17 protein-coding genes, 1 tRNA gene and 2 pseudogenes are annotated in these 18,689 nt (G+C 69.9%); 9 read left to right on the forward strand and 11 right to left on the reverse strand.

The annotated features are described in order from the left end of the window. Window positions 1–96 precede the first annotated feature (96 nt). Window positions 97–1,587 carry a lipopolysaccharide biosynthesis protein gene (locus ABB07_RS18340; RefSeq protein ID WP_208899719.1) on the forward strand — a complete coding sequence of 497 codons (1,491 nt, stop codon included), beginning with the start codon at window positions 97–99 and terminating at the stop codon, window positions 1,585–1,587. Window positions 1,588–1,635: 48 nt separating this feature from the next. On the opposite strand, the gene ABB07_RS18345 is transcribed toward ABB07_RS18340, so the two are convergent. After that, complete coding sequence (locus tag ABB07_RS18345) at window positions 1,636–3,129, reverse strand: sugar transferase (RefSeq protein WP_244189413.1); 1,494 nt, start codon at window positions 3,127–3,129, stop codon at window positions 1,636–1,638. A gap of 378 nt (window positions 3,130–3,507) precedes the next feature. Between ABB07_RS18345 and ABB07_RS18350 the strand changes: the two genes are divergently transcribed. Genes ABB07_RS18350 through ABB07_RS18365 form a run of 4 tightly spaced genes read left to right on the forward strand, consistent with a single transcriptional unit; the run spans window position 3,508 to window position 7,907 of the window. Continuing rightward, entirely contained in the window at window positions 3,508–4,668 is a 1,161-nt protein-coding gene (locus ABB07_RS18350) for a glycosyltransferase family 4 protein (RefSeq protein WP_208899720.1), read from the forward strand. Between the two features lie 49 nt (window positions 4,669–4,717). After that, window positions 4,718–6,046, forward strand: a complete 1,329-nt coding sequence (locus ABB07_RS18355) for an O-antigen ligase family protein (protein ID WP_208899721.1) — start codon at window positions 4,718–4,720, stop codon at window positions 6,044–6,046. Beyond that, window positions 6,043–7,116 (forward strand): NAD-dependent epimerase/dehydratase family protein, encoded by a 1,074-nt coding sequence (locus ABB07_RS18360; RefSeq protein ID WP_208899722.1) that lies wholly within the window; start codon window positions 6,043–6,045, stop codon window positions 7,114–7,116. The genes ABB07_RS18355 and ABB07_RS18360 overlap by 4 nt, the downstream gene beginning before the upstream one ends. Continuing rightward, window positions 7,113–7,907, forward strand: a complete 795-nt coding sequence (locus ABB07_RS18365) for a WecB/TagA/CpsF family glycosyltransferase (protein ID WP_208899723.1) — start codon at window positions 7,113–7,115, stop codon at window positions 7,905–7,907. The genes ABB07_RS18360 and ABB07_RS18365 overlap by 4 nt, the downstream gene beginning before the upstream one ends. 26 nt (window positions 7,908–7,933) lie before the next feature. Here ABB07_RS18365 and ABB07_RS18370 read toward each other — a convergent pair. The 3 genes and pseudogenes from ABB07_RS18370 to ABB07_RS18380 form a co-directional block, all read right to left on the reverse strand. Continuing rightward, window positions 7,934–8,926 (reverse strand): annotated as a pseudogene (locus ABB07_RS18370) (glycoside hydrolase family 62 protein); the annotation flags it as partial. A gap of 221 nt (window positions 8,927–9,147) precedes the next feature. Then, window positions 9,148–9,426 (reverse strand): hypothetical protein, encoded by a 279-nt coding sequence (locus tag ABB07_RS18375; protein ID WP_208899725.1) that lies wholly within the window; start codon window positions 9,424–9,426, stop codon window positions 9,148–9,150. Then, window positions 9,423–9,626, reverse strand: coding sequence for a hypothetical protein (locus ABB07_RS18380; protein WP_208899726.1), 204 nt, complete (start codon window positions 9,624–9,626; stop codon window positions 9,423–9,425). The genes ABB07_RS18375 and ABB07_RS18380 overlap by 4 nt, the downstream gene beginning before the upstream one ends. Window positions 9,627–9,799: 173 nt before the next feature. Between ABB07_RS18380 and ABB07_RS18385 the strand changes: the two genes are divergently transcribed. Beyond that, on the forward strand, window positions 9,800–10,048 hold the full coding sequence (locus tag ABB07_RS18385) for a GntR family transcriptional regulator (protein WP_208899727.1): 249 nt from the start codon (window positions 9,800–9,802) through the stop codon (window positions 10,046–10,048). Between the two features lie 34 nt (window positions 10,049–10,082). On the opposite strand, the gene ABB07_RS18390 is transcribed toward ABB07_RS18385, so the two are convergent. Further along, window positions 10,083–10,406, reverse strand: a complete 324-nt coding sequence (locus ABB07_RS18390; RefSeq protein WP_208899728.1) for an antibiotic biosynthesis monooxygenase family protein — start codon at window positions 10,404–10,406, stop codon at window positions 10,083–10,085. A gap of 116 nt (window positions 10,407–10,522) precedes the next feature. Here ABB07_RS18390 and ABB07_RS18395 point away from each other — a divergent pair, with 116 nt between their 5' ends. After that, window positions 10,523–11,545, forward strand: a complete 1,023-nt coding sequence (locus ABB07_RS18395; protein WP_208899729.1) for a Yip1 family protein — start codon at window positions 10,523–10,525, stop codon at window positions 11,543–11,545. A gap of 66 nt (window positions 11,546–11,611) precedes the next feature. Here the strand turns inward: ABB07_RS18395 and ABB07_RS18400 are convergent, their stop codons facing one another. The 3 genes from ABB07_RS18400 to ABB07_RS18410 form a co-directional block, all read right to left on the reverse strand. Continuing rightward, window positions 11,612–12,118, reverse strand: a complete 507-nt coding sequence (locus ABB07_RS18400) for a phosphoribosyltransferase (protein ID WP_208899730.1) — start codon at window positions 12,116–12,118, stop codon at window positions 11,612–11,614. 13 nt (window positions 12,119–12,131) lie between these two features. Next, window positions 12,132–12,707 carry a dCTP deaminase gene (gene dcd / locus ABB07_RS18405; protein ID WP_055705140.1) on the reverse strand — a complete coding sequence of 192 codons (576 nt, stop codon included), beginning with the start codon at window positions 12,705–12,707 and terminating at the stop codon, window positions 12,132–12,134. Window positions 12,708–12,795: 88 nt separating this feature from the next. Continuing rightward, window positions 12,796–12,954, reverse strand: a complete 159-nt coding sequence (locus ABB07_RS18410; RefSeq protein WP_208899731.1) for a hypothetical protein — start codon at window positions 12,952–12,954, stop codon at window positions 12,796–12,798. Between the two features lie 280 nt (window positions 12,955–13,234). Between ABB07_RS18410 and ABB07_RS18415 the strand changes: the two genes are divergently transcribed. Beyond that, a tRNA-Gly gene (locus ABB07_RS18415) sits at window positions 13,235–13,308 on the forward strand. Window positions 13,309–13,352: 44 nt separating this feature from the next. Here ABB07_RS18415 and ABB07_RS18420 read toward each other — a convergent pair. The 3 genes and pseudogenes from ABB07_RS18420 to ABB07_RS42180 all read right to left on the reverse strand — a co-directional run. Then, window positions 13,353–14,720 (reverse strand): cryptochrome/photolyase family protein, encoded by a 1,368-nt coding sequence (locus tag ABB07_RS18420; RefSeq protein ID WP_208899732.1) that lies wholly within the window; start codon window positions 14,718–14,720, stop codon window positions 13,353–13,355. Window positions 14,721–14,734: 14 nt separating this feature from the next. Next, window positions 14,735–16,261, reverse strand: a complete 1,527-nt coding sequence (locus ABB07_RS18425) for an SDR family oxidoreductase (protein WP_244189414.1) — start codon at window positions 16,259–16,261, stop codon at window positions 14,735–14,737. A gap of 621 nt (window positions 16,262–16,882) precedes the next feature. Continuing rightward, window positions 16,883–17,418 (reverse strand): annotated as a pseudogene (locus ABB07_RS42180) (site-specific integrase); the annotation flags it as partial. A 242-nt stretch (window positions 17,419–17,660) separates the two neighbouring features. On the opposite strand from ABB07_RS42180, the gene ABB07_RS18430 reads away from it, so the two are divergent. Continuing rightward, on the forward strand, window positions 17,661–18,668 hold the full coding sequence (locus ABB07_RS18430) for a type I-E CRISPR-associated protein Cas6/Cse3/CasE (RefSeq protein WP_208899733.1): 1,008 nt from the start codon (window positions 17,661–17,663) through the stop codon (window positions 18,666–18,668). Window positions 18,669–18,689 lie beyond the last annotated feature (21 nt).

Below are 18,689 nucleotides of genomic sequence, written 5' to 3' on the forward strand. Positions count from 1 at the left end.
CCATCTCCCTACGGAACCGTTCACTCTCACGTGTGAATCGACCGCCTGGCGCGTCGCGCGTGCCTAGGGGACATCCCCCGTGAGAAGGTCCAGGTCATGACGCAGCTGACCTCCGTCACAGTCAGAGGCGTGCGCTGGACCTATCTCTCCAGCGCGGCCGGCATCGCCGTTCAGATTCCCTACTCGGCGGCGATGGCGCGGCTGCTCACCCCCGAGGACTTCGGGTTGATGGCACTGGCCCACCTGATTCTGCGTTTCGCCCACAATTTCGCGCAGGGTGGTCTGCGCTCGGCAGTGGTGCAGCGCCCCTCGCTCACCGACCGCGACGTGCGGGTGGTGTTCACCCTTGCCCTGGTCGTGGGCACCCTTTCCTTCTCGGCGATCTGGCTGGCCGCGCCGTACGCTGCCGAACTGGTCCATGGTCCGGCCGAATTGACCCGGGTGATCCGGGCGACCGCGCTGATGCTCATCTTCATGGCCCTGGGCGCCCCCGCCAACGGGCTGCTGGGCCGGGGCATGCGGTACCGGGCCATCGCCGTGTGCGACTTCTGCTCCTTCGTCGTCGGCTACTGCGTCACCGGGATCACCTCCGCGCTCCTCGGCGCGGGGGTGTGGAGCCTCGTGTACGGCACACTCGGCTGGTACGGGCTGCAGGCCCTGCTGCCCTATGCGCTGGTCCGGCACTCGGTGCGGCCGCTGTTCGACCTGCGGGCCATGCGTGACGTCATGCGGTACGGCGGCAAGGTGTCGGTGAACGGCTTCCTGGAGTACCTGACCGACGACTTCGGCAAGCTCGCCATCGGCCGCTACGTGGGCGTCGCCGCCACCGGGCTCTACGACCGCGCGGCGCTGCTGGCGTCGCTTCCCCTGCTGCAGATCCAGCAGGCCGCGAGCAAGGTGCTGCTGCCCGCCTTCAGCCGTATCCAGCACGAGACCAGCCGGCTCGGCACCTCCCACGCGGACTGCGTCTCGCTGACCACACTGGTTCTCTTCCCGCTGTGGGCGGTGATCGGCGCGAGCAGCACACAGCTGGTGGCCCTGCTGCTGGGCGGTCAGTGGGGAGGCAGCGCGGCGCTGGTCCCGATCCTGGGTCTGGCCAGTGCGGTGGGTCTGGTGGCCCAGTTCTCGGGCACGCTCGTGGAGGCCCTGGGCGCGGTCGGGGGCAAGGTGGCCATCCATCTGGTGCAGCTGGTCGTGGTGGTCGCGGGCACCGCGGTCGCCCTGTTCCTGGGCGGCGGGGTTCACCGGTTGATGGTGGCGGTACTGGTCGGCTATCTCGTCAAGCAGACGCTGTTCCATGTGTGGCTCAACCGGCTCTTCCCCGCCACGCGGCGGCTGGTCGCCCAGGCGTACGCCCAGGCCGCCGCGCTCACCGCCCTGATCTGGCTCGCACTGTGGACCGTCCAGCAGGCGCTGGGGGACGGTTGCCCAGTGGCGTTGATCCTCACCGCCAAGCTGTCGGTCGCCGGTGCGCTGCTGCTGGGCTGTGTCCGGTACGGGTCGGGCCTGCACGGCATGCGGGTGGCCCGGGAACGCGGACTGCTGCCGCGGAAGCTGACCCGTGAACGACTCAGAGAGGCCTGCTGACCGGATCGGCCGGCTCACTTCGCCGTCCCGGGACGGCCGCGCGGCGGCTCAGTAGGCGCCGTTGCCCTCGACGACGGCGCGCAGCGTCCGCCGCAGGATGCCGAAGTCGAGGGAGGGCGACCAGTTGTCGACGTAGCGCAGGTCGAGGGCGACGGTCTCGTCCCAGGACAGGTCGGAGCGCCCGCTGACCTGCCACAGACCGGTGAGCCCCGGCTTGACGCTCAGTCGCCGCAGCTCCACCTCGTTGTACTTGGCCACCTCGTCGGGCAGCGGCGGCCGGGGACCGACCAGGGACATGTGCCCCTGCAGCACGTTGAGCAGCTGGGGAAGTTCGTCCAGCGAGAAACGGCGCAGCACCTGGCCCACCCGCGTGATCCTGGGGTCGCGGCGGATCTTGAACATCAGACCGTCGTGTTCGTTGGTACCGGCGAGCTGGTTCTTCATCCGCTCGGCGCCCGCGACCATGGTGCGGAACTTCAGCAGGCTGAACTGACGGCCACCCTGCCCGACGCGGACCTGCCGGTACAGCACGGTTCCTGGAGAATCCAGCCGTACGGCGATCGCCACCACAGCGAACACCGGCGCGAGCGACACGAGCAGCAGCGCGGCGCCCACCCGGTCCGTCACCGCCTTCAGCAGCAGGGCGGCGCCCCGGCGCACGGGCGGGGCCACGCGCAGCATCGTCAGACCGGCCACGGACGAGACCTTGACCCGGCGCTGGGCCACCTCGGTCAGACCGGGCACGACGATGAGCGGGCGACCGTCCTCGTGCACGGACCAGGACAGCCGCCGCAGGCGCTCGCCGTTCAGTTCGGGCCCGGACACCACGAGGACCATGTCCACGTCCAGCCTGCGGGCCGCCGCCAGCACCGGCGCGGAGTCGCCGGACAGATGCGCCGGTTTTCCTCTGCCCAGCCGTGCCGCGACCGGGGCCCCCGGGCCGGGGTCGTCGTCACCGACCGGGCACACCCCGACCACGACGAACTCGTGGTCCGTGCGGCGCGCCAGCCGACCGATCAGATCGTCCAGAGCGCCCGCCGCGCCGATCACCAGAACCCGGCTGACGCACCGGCCCTGGCGGCGTACGGACGTCAGGTGACGGAACATCAGATGCCGGCAGATCAGGGTCCCGGGAAGGCACGCCACCAGGCCGGCCAGCACGAGAGGGAGCGGGGAGGCCTCACCGCTCACCGCGCGCACCGCGGTGAGCAGCCCCAGCAGGATCAGCCAGTCCCGCACCAGGAGACCGGCATGGCCGCTCTCCCCCAGGTCCTCCACCGCGTACCGCCCGCGGGAGAACCGTACGAGCAGCCAGATCGAGGCCACCACCGCCGCGTACCACGCCGCGTGTGCCTCGCCGGCCATGCGGAAGGACTGGCGGACCGGCAGGGCCGCCCCCACCGCGTCGACGGCCACCGCGGCCGGCAGATACCAGGGGGGCTTGCGGGGGCGTCTTCGTCTGGGGCGCTCAGGCTCCAGGCCGGTCGGCACCCGGCTACGCCCTGGCAGCGGGACATAAGGGACGTCTCCCCGAACAGTCACGGTCACACTCTCCAACCAGCTCAAGGATCACTTCGGGTCCGCAGCTGCCGGCGGAAGGAATCGGCCCAGCGGCCGTCAGCGACACGGCATGACCAGGGGCAGGGCAGGCGGCGGACGCAGTCGAGTGTGTCCGAGGTGTTCGCGACGACGCGGCCCGCGACGCCCGACCGCGCGGAACGATCACCCGATGAGCAGCATGGTGCCGAGACCGCCCGTCCGACCCGCCGTGGCCCACCTGGCCCCCTCCGCTGAGCCAGACGGGTGGGCTTACGGCAGTGCCTTCGTCAAAGCACCGGCAAAGACGAGCAGTTGCGCGAATTTAGCTCTTGCCGTCGAGCATGCGGGCTCCGGCTGCCAACGAACCGAAGGCCACCTGTCATGAAGATCGCGGTAGTGCACAGCTTCTACACGGCCGGAAAGCCCAGCGGAGAGAACGCACTCGTACGCGACCAGGTGCGTGCGCTGGGCGCCGCCGGCCACGACGTGGAACTGTTCGCAGCGCACACCGACGAACTGGCCCGCGATCCGTTCTACCCGCTGCGGGCGGCCGCCCGTGTCGCCTCCGGCCGCGGCAACAGCCCGCTCGCCGCACTGCGCGCCTACGCCCCGGACGTGGTGCACGTCCACAACCTGTTCCCCAACTTCGGGCGCTCCTGGGTACGCCACTGGACCGGTCCGCTCGTGGCGACGCTGCACAATTACCGGCCCATGTGTGCCGCGGCGACGCTCTACCGGGCGGGCGCCGTGTGCACGCGCTGCCCGGACGGCGACTCCTGGGCCTCCCTGCGGTACGGCTGCTACCGCGATTCCCGGGCGGCCACCCTGCCCCTGGCCTGGGCCGGCCGACGCGGCATCGGGGCCGATCCCCTGCTGGCCCGTGCCGACCGGCTGGTCCTCAACTCGCGTCTGAGCCAGCGCACTTATCGACGTGCCGGCCTGCCCGCCGAGCGGCTGACGCTGGTACCCAACTTCGTCGACGCCCCGGGGCCCGGTGAGGACCAGGGCGGCGACACGGGCCGCTGGCTCGTCGCCGCACGCCTCTCGGCCGAGAAGGGCGTCCTGGAACTGCTGCGTCAGTGGCCGGACCACGAACCACTGGACGTCATCGGCGACGGCGAGCTCCTCGCCGAGTGCCGGGCGGCCGCGCCCGCCTCCGTCCGCTTCCTCGGGCAGCTCGACCGCGCCGAACTGTGCCGGCGCATGCCGTCCTGGCGCGGCCTGATCTTTCCCAGCCGCTGGTACGAGGTCCAGCCGTGCGTGCAGATCGAGGCACTGGCGGCCGGCCTTCCGACCCTGGCCTTCGAGGGTTCGTCGGTGGCCGAGTCGGTACGGGAACACGGCACCGGTCTCGTCACCCAGTGGGACGAGCCGCTCGCCCCCGTCCTCCAGGAGGCGGCCGCCCGCTTCCCGTCGCTGCGCGCACACTGCCGTCAGGTGTACGCCGACCACTACACGGAGCGGGCCTGGCTCAGCCGCATCACCGGGGTGTACGAGGAGGCGGCACGTGCCGCCGGCGGCCGCCCAACGGTGGCCCTCTAGGCAGGGCGGCCCGGAAGGCATGGGGCGAGTCGTGGAAACGAGAGAGCTCATGGGTCGGGTACCCGGTCAGGAGACCACCGGTGACCACCGGTTGGTCGCCGGCGTCGCGGTTGTCGCCGTACTGCTCACCGGTGGCCGCTGGATCTCCCACCTGCATGTGGGACCGCTGTACGTCGGGGACGCCCTGCTGGCCGGGGCCTTCCTGCTCGCCGTCTGGACGAGCGCGCTGTCCGGGAAGCGACCGGGCCGTCTCGCCGGACCGGGGATCCTGGTCGGGCTGCTGCTGGTGATCACGGCGATGCGTCTGCTGGACGTGCAGACCGACATGCCGACGGCGGCCCGCGACGCGGCGCCCTACGCCTACGCCGCGATCGCCTATCTGTCCGCGCACTCCTTCCAGAAGGTCGGCGCCCGCGGCAGAGAGCGCACGGTCCGGGTCATTCACTGCGCCCTGCTGCTGCACCTCGGCTGGATGGCGGTGGCGACGCTCGCACCGGACTTCGTCGCGACACTGCCCCCCGTCGGCAACACCCGCATCTTCGAGATCAGGACCGACTTCGACGTGGCGGTGCTCGGCCTGCTGGCAGGAGTCTCGGTGCTGCGGCTGCGACCAGGGTGGATCTGGCTCCACACATCGGTGGCGGCCGCCACGCTCGTCACGGCCCTGGCACAGGCGAACAGGGCCGGCCTCATCAGCTGCTGCGCCTGCGTGCTGGTGGCCGTCATGTTCAGGGCGGGCAGGAACGGCCGCATCACCCTGCGCGCGGTACTGCTCGGGGCGCTCGCGGTCCTCTCGGTGCTCGTGGTGCTTCCGATGTCACCGGCCGGACAGCGACTCCTGGCGCTCAACGCGGGCCCGGCGGCGTCGTCGGAACTCGTGGAGAGCGCTCAGGGCACCACGCGCGCCCGGTTGACCGCCTGGGAGCGGGTCGTGACATACACCCTGGACGACCCGGTGCGGACGGCCGTCGGAGTGGGATTCGGACCGGACTTCCTGCAACTGTCCAACGGCGACCTCCCCATCGGCCGCGGAATGGGCGTGCGCTCCCCCCACAACTACCTGGTCAACACGTTCGCCCGACTGGGCGTCATCGGCCTCACGGTGGTCGTCGCTCTGCTGACCAGCCTGGTGACCGTGATGGTCCGGACCGTCCGCAGAGGGCCGCCGGACGAGCTGACCTCGTTGTGTGTGCTCGTGGTGCTCTCCCTTCTCATCGTCGCGCTGCTGGGTGTGATCCTCGAATCGCCCTTCGGCGCCACTCCCTTCTTCTGGGCGGCCGGCGTCCTGCTGGCCGGCGCGAGGTCACGGCGGGCCCGCCTCCGGCAGAAACCGGAACAGAACACCTTTGTCCGATCTCCTCAGGAGGTGAGGGTATGAGCGTGGCAGTAGTGACCGGTTCTGCCGGTCTCATCGGGTCCGAGGCCGTACGGCACTTCGCGGGCCTGGGACTCGACGTCGCCGGCATCGACAACGACATGCGGGCGCGGTTCTTCGGAACCGAGGCGTCGACCGCGTGGAACGTGCACCGCCTGTCCACGGAACTCGGCACGGCCTACGCGCACCACGACGTGGACATCCGCGACCGGGACGCGCTGGCGTCCGTGTTCCGCAGGTACGGCCGGGACATCGCCGTCGTGATCCACACCGCGGCCCAGCCGTCCCACGACTGGGCGGCGCGCGATCCGTACATGGACTTCGACATCAACGCCGGAGGGACGCTCAACGTCCTGCAGAACGTCCGCGAGCACTGTGCCGAAGCCCCGGTGATCCACTGCTCGACCAACAAGGTCTACGGCGACCGCCCCAACTCCCTGCCGATGGTGGAGCAGGAGACCCGCTGGGAGATCGCCCCCGGGCACCGCTACGCCGCCGGCATCACCGAGGACATGCCCATCGACGCCTGTCTGCACTCGGTGTTCGGCGCCTCGAAGGTGGCCGCGGACATCATGGTCCAGGAGTACGGCCGCTACTTCGGCCTCCGGACGGCCTGCTTCCGCGGCGGCACGCTCACCGGCCCCGGCCACTCCGCCACGGAACTGCACGGCTTCCTGGCGTACGTGATGCGCTGCGCCATGGAACGGCGCACCTACAAGCTCATCGGGTACAAGGGCAAGCAGGTCCGGGACGCCATCCACAGCCACGACGTGGTCAGCGCGTTCGAGGCGTTCTTCCGCGCCCCCCGCTGCGGCGAGGTGTACAACCTGGGCGGCGGGCGGCACTCCAACGCCTCCAACCTCGAAGCGATCGCCCTGGCCGAGAAGATCTCGGGCAACGACATGCTCGTCGAGCACGTCGACGCACCCCGGACCGGCGACCACATCTGGTGGATCAGCTCCAACGCGCGGTTCGAGGAGCACTACCCCCAGTGGCAGGTCACCTACGACGTGCCCCTGATCCTGAACGAGATCTACGAGGCCAACGCGGACAGATGGACCCCCGCCCGGTGAAGAAGGACGTACTCGGCGTCCTCGTCGACGCGACGACTCACGACCAGGCGCTGGACGCGGTGCTGACCGCGGCCCGGCAGCAGCGCCCGCTGGCGGTCACCGCGCTGGCCGTCCACGGGGTGATGACGGGCGTGCTGGACCGCGAGCACGGCGCCCGCCTCAACTCCTTCGACCTGGTCACCCCGGACGGCCAGCCCGTGCGCTGGGCACTGAACCTGCTCCACGGCGCGGCCCTCACCGAGCCGGTGTGCGGCCCCGACCTGACCCTGCACGTCCTCCGGGCAGCCGCCGACGAGGGCCTCCCGGTGTACCTGTACGGCTCGACGCGGCAGACCCTTGACCTGCTGATGATGAACCTGCAGAACAGCCTGCCCGCGCTGAAGATCGCCGGCCACGAGCCGTCCGGGTTCCGCACGGCACGCCCCGGCGAGGACGTGGAGATCGCCGACCGGATCACCGCCTCCGGGGCACGGATCGTGCTGGTCGGGCTGGGCTGCCCGCGCCAGGAGATCTTCGTGCACGCCATGCGGCCGCTGCTGTCGATGCCTCTGCTCGCGGTCGGTGCCGCGTTCGACTTCCACGCGGGCAATCTGCGCAGGCCCCCTCTGTGGGTGCGGAGGGCCGGTCTGGAGTGGCTGTGGCGGCTCGGTCTGGAACCGCGCCGGCTGTGGCGGCGATACCTCCTGCTCAACCCGCTCTACCTCATGCTCCTTGCCGGTCAGTGGGCCGGGCTCCGGCCGGCCGGCCCGCCGCGCCACACGGCGGACAGGCCGGCCGGGTTCCCGGTGTGAGCCGGGCGCGGCACGCGCGTGGACGCTCAGCAGGTGGAGTTGGTCTGGGTGAGCACACCGAGACGCCACGGCCAGTCGTCGTAGCCGCCCACGAAACCGGGGTCGTCACCCTTGCCCTGGTACACGTACTGCAGCCTGCAGGGGTTGATCGTCAGCGTCTGGTCGTAGCCGGCGCGGATCATCTCACCGTGACTGATGTCCTTGGTCCAGGCACCCGAGGGGAAGGTGACGTTGGCGGCCCCGGCGAACGGGGTGCTCTCGGAGGCGGCCAGCGGCGACCACGAGCCCGCGAGACCGCCGGAGGTCCAGGAGCGGAAATAGCGCGCTCCCCGCGCTCCGATCGCCTCGACGATCAACAGGTACTGGTCGCTGCCCTGCACCTTGTAGACGTTGCTCGCCTCGAACAGGGCCTTGGGGTCGGGGTCCTGGGCGGCGATGGCGGGGTCGGTGAAGCCCTGCGGGAAGTGCGCCAGGGTCGTCTGCGAGCGGTACAGGTGCCCGTTGTCGTCGCTGGAGAACAGATAGCAGTCGGCACTGTCGCAGATGACCCACATGTCGACCCAGTTGCCGTGGCCAATGTTCTTGGTGACGATGTCGGGCATCGACGAGTAGAACGTGCGGGGCGTGCTCCAACCGTCCGGGTTGTCGATGTTGGTGTTGGTGGAGTAAGCGGCGTTTCCGCCGTTCTGGTACACGAGGTACCACAGGTGCTGAGGCTTGAAGTAGAACACCTGCGGCGCCGCCCGGTAGCCCTTTCCGATGCCGCTGCTGTCCAGGTAGTGCTGCGCGGCTCGGTCGGCCCGGGACCAGTCCGTGAAGTTCAGATACACCAGGCCGTAGCCGGAGGAGCTGGCGGCGCTGGCGAACACGTGGTATCTGCCGCGGTAGTACACCACCGACGGATCCTTCAGTCCGGCGACGACGTGTGTCGAGTCCGGCTTCGGAGGGATCAGCGCACCGCTGGAGCTCCAGGTGAAGCTGGACGGCAACGCGCCGGCTGTCCTGGCGACGGCCGGGGTGACGGACTGGACCTCGGCGGGCGTGGCGGGCGCCACACAGGCCGCCGCCAGTGCGGCGGCGGCCACCAGACCGGAGGCCACGGCTCGCCGTCCGGCGAACCACTTCAGAAGGTTCATGTTTCTCCTCGTCGATGCATCCACGCACCCCCGAGGTGATCAATCCCCTTGAACCCCTGCGCTTCTGGCCCGCCGTCCGAGTGACAACCGCGCCCCCGCCCCCTTCAGTTCAACCGCCCCAGCCGCCGGCCCCGGCTCTCCGCGACACGCAGGGCGTCAGCGAGGGCCTGCGTCAAACACTCGGCCAGGAAACGGAGTTCGCCGGGCGGCATGTCCGGCAGGATCTCCCGGGCGTGGGCGAGAAGTTGCCCACCCATGCCGAGCTGCACGGACTCCGTGGCATCGGCCAGCCGGGAGAGCGGGCCTTCGCCGTCGTCGCCGATCAGGTAGCAGGGCTTGCCCTCGGACCCGGTCCAGGGCAGCAGTCGGGGTACCTCCGTCACGCCGCCTCCACGTACGGCCGTACGGCCCGGACCGCGGTGACGTCGAGGGGAGTGTCGAGGCCGTACGGACTCCGGTGAGGGGGCAGGGGAATCAACGGGGGCTGGACCCAACGGAGTTCGAGGTACGGCAGGGGTTCCCGTCCGGGCGGGAAGAGCAGAAGGCGCACGCGCGCGGCGAGGCGGCGGATAAGGTCGGTCACGTCATCGGCTCCGAATCAGCTGGTGGCCACGCCCCCGGACGGCTCCACCCGTCGCGGGGGTCTTTCGTGCCCCTACCGTAGCGGAGGAAGTCTAGGCATGCTAGGGGTCACAGGGATTCTGTGTATCGCTGTGTATCGCACGGATGTACAAGCATGCGGATGATGGTGCGGTGATGGAATTCGCCCCCGACATCCCCCGCTGGCGCCAGGTCGCCGAGATCATCCGGCACCGAATCGCGGACGGCACGTACGCCCCGCGCACCAGGGTGCCGTCCGTCGTGCAGCTGACGTCGGAGTTCGGGATCGCCAACGCCACGGCCCACAAGGTGCTGCGCGCCCTGCGCGAAGAAGGGTTGACCTACACGGAACCCGGTCTCGGTTCCTTCGTGGCGAAGCGCCCCGCTGCCGAACCGCCCGCGTAGGGCCTCCGGCGACGGGGCGCCCCGCGCGGCAGCGCTACGCCTTCGGCCCCGCCTGCTGGACCACCTCGAAGGACCACAGCGTCGAACCGGAGGCGGCCGGCTTCGGGCGCTCGGCGCCCTCTCCGCCGCCCTGGTGCGCGGACTTCATCGGGCCCTCCATCCACGCCTGGAAGGACTCCTCGTCACGCCAGCGCGTGTAGACGAGGTAGGTGTCGGTGCCCTCGACGGGACGCAGCAGCTCGAACCACTCGAAGCCGTCGGAGCTCTCCACCGCGTGGGCGCGGGAGGCGAACCGCTTCTCCAGCACCTCCCGCTGCTCGGCGGGCACGGTCAGCACATTGATCTTGACTACGCTCATGGCACCATCCTGGCCCACCACCCCCGCGCTCCCGCACCGCCCCGGGGTGTCGCGGCGCGGTCTCCTCGGCAAACCCTGGAAAACCCCGGGACCGTCCCCTGACGGTCCCTTAGGGGATGTCACAGGTCGGCCGCAAAGCCCGGCCCGGATGCCCGGGCCCGGCACGCCACTCTCCGGGACCAGGTACGTTCGATGACGTGGCTGGATTCAGGAACGGACGCGGGGGCCGGAACAACCGCACCCCCCAAGCACAGCAGGCGCCGCAGGGACCGTCGTACGGCCGGCCCGGACCGCAGGCCGGGCAGCCGGGACCGTCGTACGGGCAGCCCGCGGGTCCCGCACACGGCTACCCGCAGGCGCCGCAGCGGCCGTACCCGCAGCCGGGACAGCAGTCGTACGGCCGGCCGGGTCAGTCGTACGGCTATCCGGGCCCGGCCGACGACGGGCCGGAGTACTTCGGGGACGACGGCGGCCAGGACCCGTACGCGGCCAACCACCCGGGCCACACCCAGGCGTTCTCGATCGACGAGGCCGCCGGTTACACGCAGGGCTCGACCTACCACGCCGGCTCGGCCGCGGCGCCCGCCGCCCCGCTGGGCCCGCCGCTGCACTGGAAGGAGCTGCTGAAGGGGATCATCACCTCCCCCAACCAGACCTTCCTGCGCATGCGGGACTACACGATGTGGGCCCCGGCGCTCATCACCACCTTCCTCTACGGCCTGCTGGCCGTCTTCGGCTTCGACGGCGCCCGCAAGGACGCGATCGGCGCGACGCTGTCCAACGCGGTGCCGATCGTGCTGATCACGGCGGTCGTGATGGTGCTCGGCCTGTTCATCCTGGGCGTGGTCACCCACACCCTGGCCCGTCAGCTCGGCGGTGACGGCGCCTGGCAGCCGACGGTCGGCCTGTCGATGCTGATCACGGCCCTCACGGACGCGCCGCGGCTGCTGGTCGCCATGTTCTTCGGCGGCGACGCGGCCTTCGTCCAGCTCCTCGGCTGGGCCACCTGGATCGGCGCGGGGGCCCTGCTGACCCTGATGGTCTCCCGCTCCCACGACCTGCCCTGGCCGAAGGCGCTGGGGGCGTCGGCGATCCAGCTGGTCGCGCTGCTGTCGATAGTGAAGCTGGGCACGTTCTAGTTCGTGGACAGGATGCGTAAGGGCCCCGGCGGCTGCCGCCGGGGCCCTTACGCGTATCCGGTGTGCTCAGGCGTCGAGCACCTGCCCGGCCCGCTTCACGACGGGAGGCAGGACACTCCACGGGAAGTTGATCCAGTCGTCGGTCCGCTTCCAGACGTACTCGCACTTCACGAGGGAGTGGGACTTCTCATAGATCACCGCGGAGCGGACCTCGGCCACCGTGTCGAGGCAGAAGTCGCGCACGAGCTTCAGCGTCTTGCCGGTGTCGGCGACGTCGTCGGTGATCAGCACCTTCTTGTCGGAGAAGTCGATCGCGTTGGGGACGGGCGCGAGCATGACCGGCATCTCGAGAGTGGTCCCGACCCCGGTGTAGAACTCCACGTTCACGAGGTGGATGTTCTTGCAGTCGAGGGCGTAGGCGAGCCCACCGGCGACGAACACCCCGCCCCGGGCGATGCTGAGCACGATGTCGGGCTCGTAGCCGTCGTCGGCGATGGTCTGCGCGAGCTCGCGGACGGCACCGCCGAACGCCTCGTAGGTCAGGTTCTCCCGCACGCCCTGCGTGTCACTCATGCTGCTGCGGCCCTCACACCTGGGTCCGATGGAAATTGACGTAGGACCGCGAGGCGGTCGGCCCGCGCTGCCCCTGGTACCGGGAGCCGTAGCGCTCGCTGCCGTACGGGAACTCGGCGGGCGAGCTGAGCCGGAACATGCACAGCTGCCCGATCTTCATCCCCGGCCAGAGCTTGATCGGCAGGGTGGCGAGATTGGACAGCTCAAGGGTGACGTGCCCGCTGAACCCGGGGTCGATGAACCCGGCGGTGGAGTGCGTGACGAGACCGAGCCGCCCGAGCGAGCTCTTCCCCTCCAGCCGCGAGGCAAGATCATCGGGCAGGCTGATGACCTCGTACGTGGAGGCGAGCACGAACTCCCCGGGGTGCAGGATGAACGGCTCGTCGCCTTCCGGCTCGACCAGCCGGGTCAGGTCGGGCTGCTCGACGGAGGGGTCGATGTGCGGGTACCGGTGGTTCTCGAACACCCGGAAGTAACGGTCCAGCCGAACATCGACGCTCGACGGCTGCACCATGGATTCGTCGTAGGGATCGATCCGTACCCGCCCGGCGTCGATCTCGGCCCGGATGTCCTTGTCTGAGAGAAGCACGTAGCGAGGATACGCAAGGCGCGCGGAGCCGTGACAATCGTGATGACTCCGCGCGCCTGTGTTACCGCTGTGACCGCTGTTGCCTGTGTCAGCGCCGCTCCAGGGTGACCGGCACCACACTGCGGAGCCGGGCACACCGGGGACACCTCATGAGCCGGCCGGGGCCGAGCCGCTCGGCCTGCTGCATCGGGAACGAAGCGGTGCTGAAGACGTGCCCGTCCGCGCAGCGGACGACGGTGCGTTCCATCAAGTCCCTCAAGTCCCTTCCCCAAGAGCCTCGTCGGGCGTTCCGCCCCGACGACAAAAGCCACATTACGGGATCAAAGACACGACTCTCCAGGCGGCACTCCGGCCTCTTCCGACCCCTCCGCGAGGCCTCCACGGTACGCCCCAACTCACCCCACCCGCAGCCCGATCCCACCCCTGAGACAGAGACGGACCCCCGGGGCCGGGCACCAGGGGTCCGCGATGATGTACAGTGAGCAAGGTCCGGACACCGGTTCCGCGAGGAACATGTCCGTACTTACGCGGGTGTAGTTTAATGGTAGAACATCAGCTTCCCAAGCTGAGAGCGCGAGTTCGATTCTCGTCACCCGCTCCAGAGAGAAACCCCAGGTCAGCGGCCTGGGGTTTGTTTTTGTCCGATCAGTCGGCTCCCCGCCGCTCCCTGAAACGGGCGGCGGCCTCGGCGAGATCCACGATCGGGCCGGGGTAGTCCAGGCCCGCCCGGGTGGCTGCGTCGAGGTGAGCGACGCGGTGGACCGCGGTGGCGTCGAGGTGGCGGAGTTCGGGGAGCCAGCGGCGCACGTACTCCCCGCGGGGGTCGTACCGGCGCGCCTGGACGAGTGGGTTGAGGAGCCGGTTCGGGCGGGTGTCCGTGCCGGTCCCGGCGACCCATTGCCAGTTGAGCTGGTTGTTGGCCACATCACCGTCGACAAGGAGGTCCAGGAAGTGGCGGGCTCCCGCCCGCCAGTCCACGTACAGCGTCTTGGTGAGAAAGCTTGCCGCGAGCAGGCGGGCCCGGCCCGGCATCCAGCCCTCGTGGCGGAGCTGTCGCAGGGCGGCGTCGACGACGGGGTAGCCCGTGCGGCCGTCCTGCCAGGCTTCGAACTCCTTCGTGGCGCGGCGCCAGCGGTCGTGCCGGGGCCGGTAGTCGTGGTCGGCGGCGTCGGGGCGGGCCGCCAGGACCTGGTGGTGGAAGTCCCGCCAGGCGAGCTGGCGGACGAAGGCGTGCGCACCGGGACCGTCCTGGGCGCGGACCCGGTGCAGCAGTTCGGTGGGTGAGAGGCAGCCGAAGTGCAGGTAGGGGGAGAGCCGGGAGGTCGCGTCGGCGGCCAGGTCGTCGTGCCGTTCGTCGTATGCGGACAGCGGGCCCGCCAGCCATGACCGCAGCCTGCGGCGGGCCTCGGATTCCCCGCCGGCGGGCAGGCCCGGCGAAGTGGATCCCGACACGATGGACTCTGCGCGAGGAAGGTCGGCCGAGCCCACGTCGGGTAGCCGTACGACGTCCGGTGCCGGCAGGACGCCGCGCACGGAGAAGCTCTCCCATCGGCGGAAGTAGGGGGTGAAGACGGCGAAGTGGCCCTTGCCCGCCGGTGTCAGCGCTCCCGGCGGTACGACCGTCAACGAGGCGTCGTGGGCTCGTAGTTCGCGTCGGTCGCCGGTCAGCTCCGCGCGCAGCCGGTCCTCGCGCCGTGCCGCGTAGCGGCTCACCCCGCCCGCGATGTGCACCACAGTTGCCCCGGTCTCCGCCGCCACCCGGCAGGTCTCCTCGACCACGTCGCCGAGGCGCACCACCAGCCGACCGCCCCGAGCCCGCAGGGCCCTGTCGAGATCAGCCAGGCTGTCGGCGAGGAACGCCGCGCGGTTGGGTCCGGCGAAGCCGGTGCGGCGGATGCCGGTGTCGACGACGAAGAGCGGGACCACGCGTTCGGCGTCCTTCAGGGCGGCCTGGAGGACCGGGTTGTCGTGCACCCGCAGGTCGGCGGTGAACAGGGCGACCGAGACGCGCACGGTTCTCGAGCCCCTCAGTGAGTACGGGCCGGCTCAGGGGCGGCCGATTCGGCCGCGGCGGCGATGTTGCGGGCCATGCCGCCGAAGACCGCGGCGTGGAAGGGTGCCACGCCCCACCAGTAGACGTGCCCAGCCAGGCCGTGCGGATGGAACAGGGCCCGCTGCCGGTACACCGTGCGCCCCTGTGCATCCCGGTCGACGGCCATCTCCAGCCAGGCCAGGCCCGGCAGCCGCATCTCCGCGCGCAACCGGAGCAGCCGGCCCGGCTCGATCTCCTCCACTCGCCAGAAGTCCAGGCTGTCGCCGACCCGCAGCCGGGTCGCGTCCCGGCGGCCCCGGCGCAGACCGACACCGCCAACCAGGGTGTCCAGCCGGCCCCGCAAGGACCAGGCCAGCGGCGAGGAGTACCAGCCGTTCTCGCCACCGATCGCCTCCACCAGCTGCCACAGCGCCTGCGGCGACGCCGCGACCGTACGCTCGCGGTGATCCGTGTAGAGGCTCCCGCCCGCCCAGTCGGGGTCGGTGGGCAGCGGGTCGCTGGGGGCGCGCGGAGTCGAGGCGGAGGACCACCTGGTGGCCACGTCCGCGTCCTGCACGCGCCTCAGAGCCAGCCGGATCGCCCGGTCGAGACCGACCGGTCCCTCCGCGGGGTCCGGCACGTAACGGACGATGTCCCGCTCGGCGCAGACCACCTCGTGCCTCAGCGACTCGACCAGCGGGCGGGCGAGAGCGCCCGGCACCGGGGTGACCAGACCGACCCAGAGGCTGGACAGCCGGGGGGTGAGCAGGGGAACGGGGAGGATGAGGCGTTTCGGCAGCGCGGCGACGACGGCGTACCGCCGCATCATCTCCTCGTACGTGACGATGTCCGGTCCACCGATGTCGAAGACGCGGTTCACGTCGTACGGCAGCCTCGCGCATCCCACGAGGAAGCGGAGCACGTCGCGGACGGCGATGGGCTGGATGCGGGTGCGCACCCAGCTCGGGGTCACCATCACGGGCAGCCGCTCGGTCAGATATCGCAGCATCTCGAACGAGGCCGAACCCGACCCGATGATCACGGCTGCCCGCAGTACGGCGGTCGGCACGCCCGAGGCCAGGAGGATGCGGCCCACTTCGGCGCGGGACCGCAGATGAGGTGACAGTGCGTGCTCGGGTACTCCGGAAGGGCTCAGACCGCCGAGGTAGACGATTCGGCGGATTCCTGCGGCACGCGCCTGCTCACCGAAGACCCTGGCCGCGCGCCGGTCGGTCTCCTCGAAGCCCCGACCGGTACCCAGGGCGTGCACCAGGTAGTACGCGACGTCCATGCCCTCCATGGCCGCGCGCACGGCCCTCTCGTCCGTTACGTCCCCACGCACGGTCTCCGCCCGCCCAGCCCACGGATGGTCCCGCAGCTTGCCGGGGGCGCGGGCCAGGCAGCGCACGGAATGCCCGGCGGCGAGCAGCTCCGGCACCAGCCTGCCGCCGATGTAACCGGTGGCGCCGGTGACCAGACAGCGCAGCGGCCGGTCGTCGTCGGTCATGCCGGTCGCACGCATGCCTGTCGCGTGCGCCTTGTCCGGCGTCGGCCGGCGGACCGAGGCGCAGGAAACGTCATGGCTCTCATGTCCTCCTGGGAGGTGCCTTCTGATGCGCCCTGTCGCTGTTCCCTGAACCCATGCTTGGGGCCGCGGACGAACACCGCAACCTCGCCGTCCCGGGCCGGAGGGTGGTCACGACGGGTTCGGCGCACACCTGGGTGCCAACCCGTCCCGGGGCGCCCCGGTGCCGGCCCCGCCGTCATGCACCGAGGTGGGTGAGGACGGCGAAGACGGGGGTACGGCAGGGACGTGCCCTATCCGTGCCCGTAAGTGCGGACAACCACGGTCAACCATGGGCGCCCGACCCCCCTGTACAACAATGCCGACACAACGAATCCGCGCAGGTCAGAGGCCGTTCCACCACCCAAGCGCCGTCGCTTCCCAAGCTGAGAGCGCGAGTTCGATTCTCGTCACCCGCTCCATGTGAAAGGCCCAGGTCAGAGACCGGGGCCTTTTTGCTGTGCTTGGCGATCACTCGTCGCGCGCCAGATTCGTGCCAGAAAGCTCGTCGGCCGTCTTTGGCAGCCTCCGCCCGAGCCCGGAGAACACGATCCCGCGGACCATCGTGTCCTTGGTTGCGCGTGCATGACGCCACTTCCGACCGAAGGGGGCGTGCCGGAAAGCAGCACCCTCCTTACCGACGAAGAGCAGTCCATCGGGCCCCCTCTCGGCGTACAAGGCGAGATGCCGCTTCACCTCCGTGCGGAGGAAAGCTGGGAGGACGACGGTGCGGACACCCGCGCGTCGGCTTGGTCTCGCCAAAGGCCCGCTTGCCGTTCGTCCCCTCCGGCTCGGCGACGACAAGGAAGGCGGGTCACCAGGTTGTCGCGATCGACGTCACTGCGACGAAGGCCAGCCAGTTCCCCCGGGCGCATCGGCCCTCATGTGCCGAGGCAGAACATGAGGCGCCAGCGCACCACGATGGCGTCGGCAAGAGCGTCAACCTGACCGACGGTGGCGATACGGCGTTCGACGGTGGACTCCGTGCTCACTCCCTCGTTGTGGCTGCTCAGATCGTCGACGGACGTCTCAAGGTTGCCGTCGAGGAGGCGTCATGCCTTGGCGGCGGTCGTCTTGGCTTTGGTGGTGCGGAGGCGCTCGGCCCGCCACTCGCGCGGAAACTCGGTGTCCACAGCTGTCCACAGCCGGGGAGAGCGGAGGGAGGCTCGCTCCGTGAACATCTTGGAGAACGCAGCAGCCGGCATCATTGCGGCATTCGTCCTCTGGTCAGTCCGACAAGCGAGAAAATCATTGGAGCACAGCCGGCTGCGGCACGGCCAGCCACGGAGTGAGGCTGCGGCACAGACAGAAGCTGTGACGCGACACGGGGACACGTCCGACTCATGAGGGGGAAGCCATGGGCCGTGCCGGTGAGATCAAGCGACCAGAACTGCCAGCAGGGCGGGTGCGGGACCTCAACGCGGCTCTGCATGAGTTGCACCGGGACGCGGGGTTTCCCTCCGCACGTGAGATGGCCCGCGCAGTTGGCTTGGGACATTCCACCGTGCACAACCTGTTCGCCCGGAATCGACTACCGCAGTATGACCAGTTCATGGCGGTGACAGGGTGTCTTGCCCTGCGGGCTCTTGCTCGTCGCCCCATGGCCGGTTCGCAGGAACAGACCTTGGATGCGATCTCCAACCGTCTTCACGAGTTGTGGCACCGAGCCAAGGCGGAGGGCTCCGTCCAGCAGACGCGGCAGCCACCCCACAGTGCCCAGCAGATCGTGTTGCACCTCAATCCCCGCAACCCACAAGTGCTACGTGACCTCGATGATGTCCTTCACCTCCATCACACCATCCGCTCCCTGTGCCCAAACACTCCGGGGCACGTCTCACCGGACACCGCACGCGTGCTCTACCGATTGGATAGGGACCGTGGTGACGCGATCCTGCGCGTCCAGACCGCTGGGATCGCCTTTCTCCGCGCCCTGCCTGCCAACTACGCCCGCGCAGTCGCAGTTGAGCGAGTCTCTTGGTCGGAGACGGGCTTCGCGGGGCAGCGGGTGAGGTTTCTCCTGGATGCGAATGCCACTAAGGCGACGGTGAGGACAGGGCAACGCGGCAAGCGCGTGGGCTTGCAGACTGCTGAAGTGATCGACTGGTGGGAACGTCAAGCCTCCCGAGCAGGGCTGGCGACTGTCGAAGTCCGCAGCAGTCCGTTGGGGGCCGTCATTGCGAGGCGCTTGGCGAGAAACCCGACCTTTCTTCAGGCAACCCGTCTCGAAGGACTGGCTCTGATCGCTGACCCCATCGCATTGCAGAGCGCCGTCCTGTCCGGTATCGGCCGCGGACGCGCCTATGGATTAGGTCTGCTCTGCCTCAGGCCAGCCGACACCGATGTATCCCCGGTACGGCACTCATGACAGGTGAGTGCGTCCTGTTCG

The sequence above is a fragment of the Streptomyces incarnatus genome (assembly GCF_001027185.1).
Taxonomy (GTDB): Bacteria; Actinomycetota; Actinomycetes; order Streptomycetales; family Streptomycetaceae; genus Streptomyces; species Streptomyces puniciscabiei.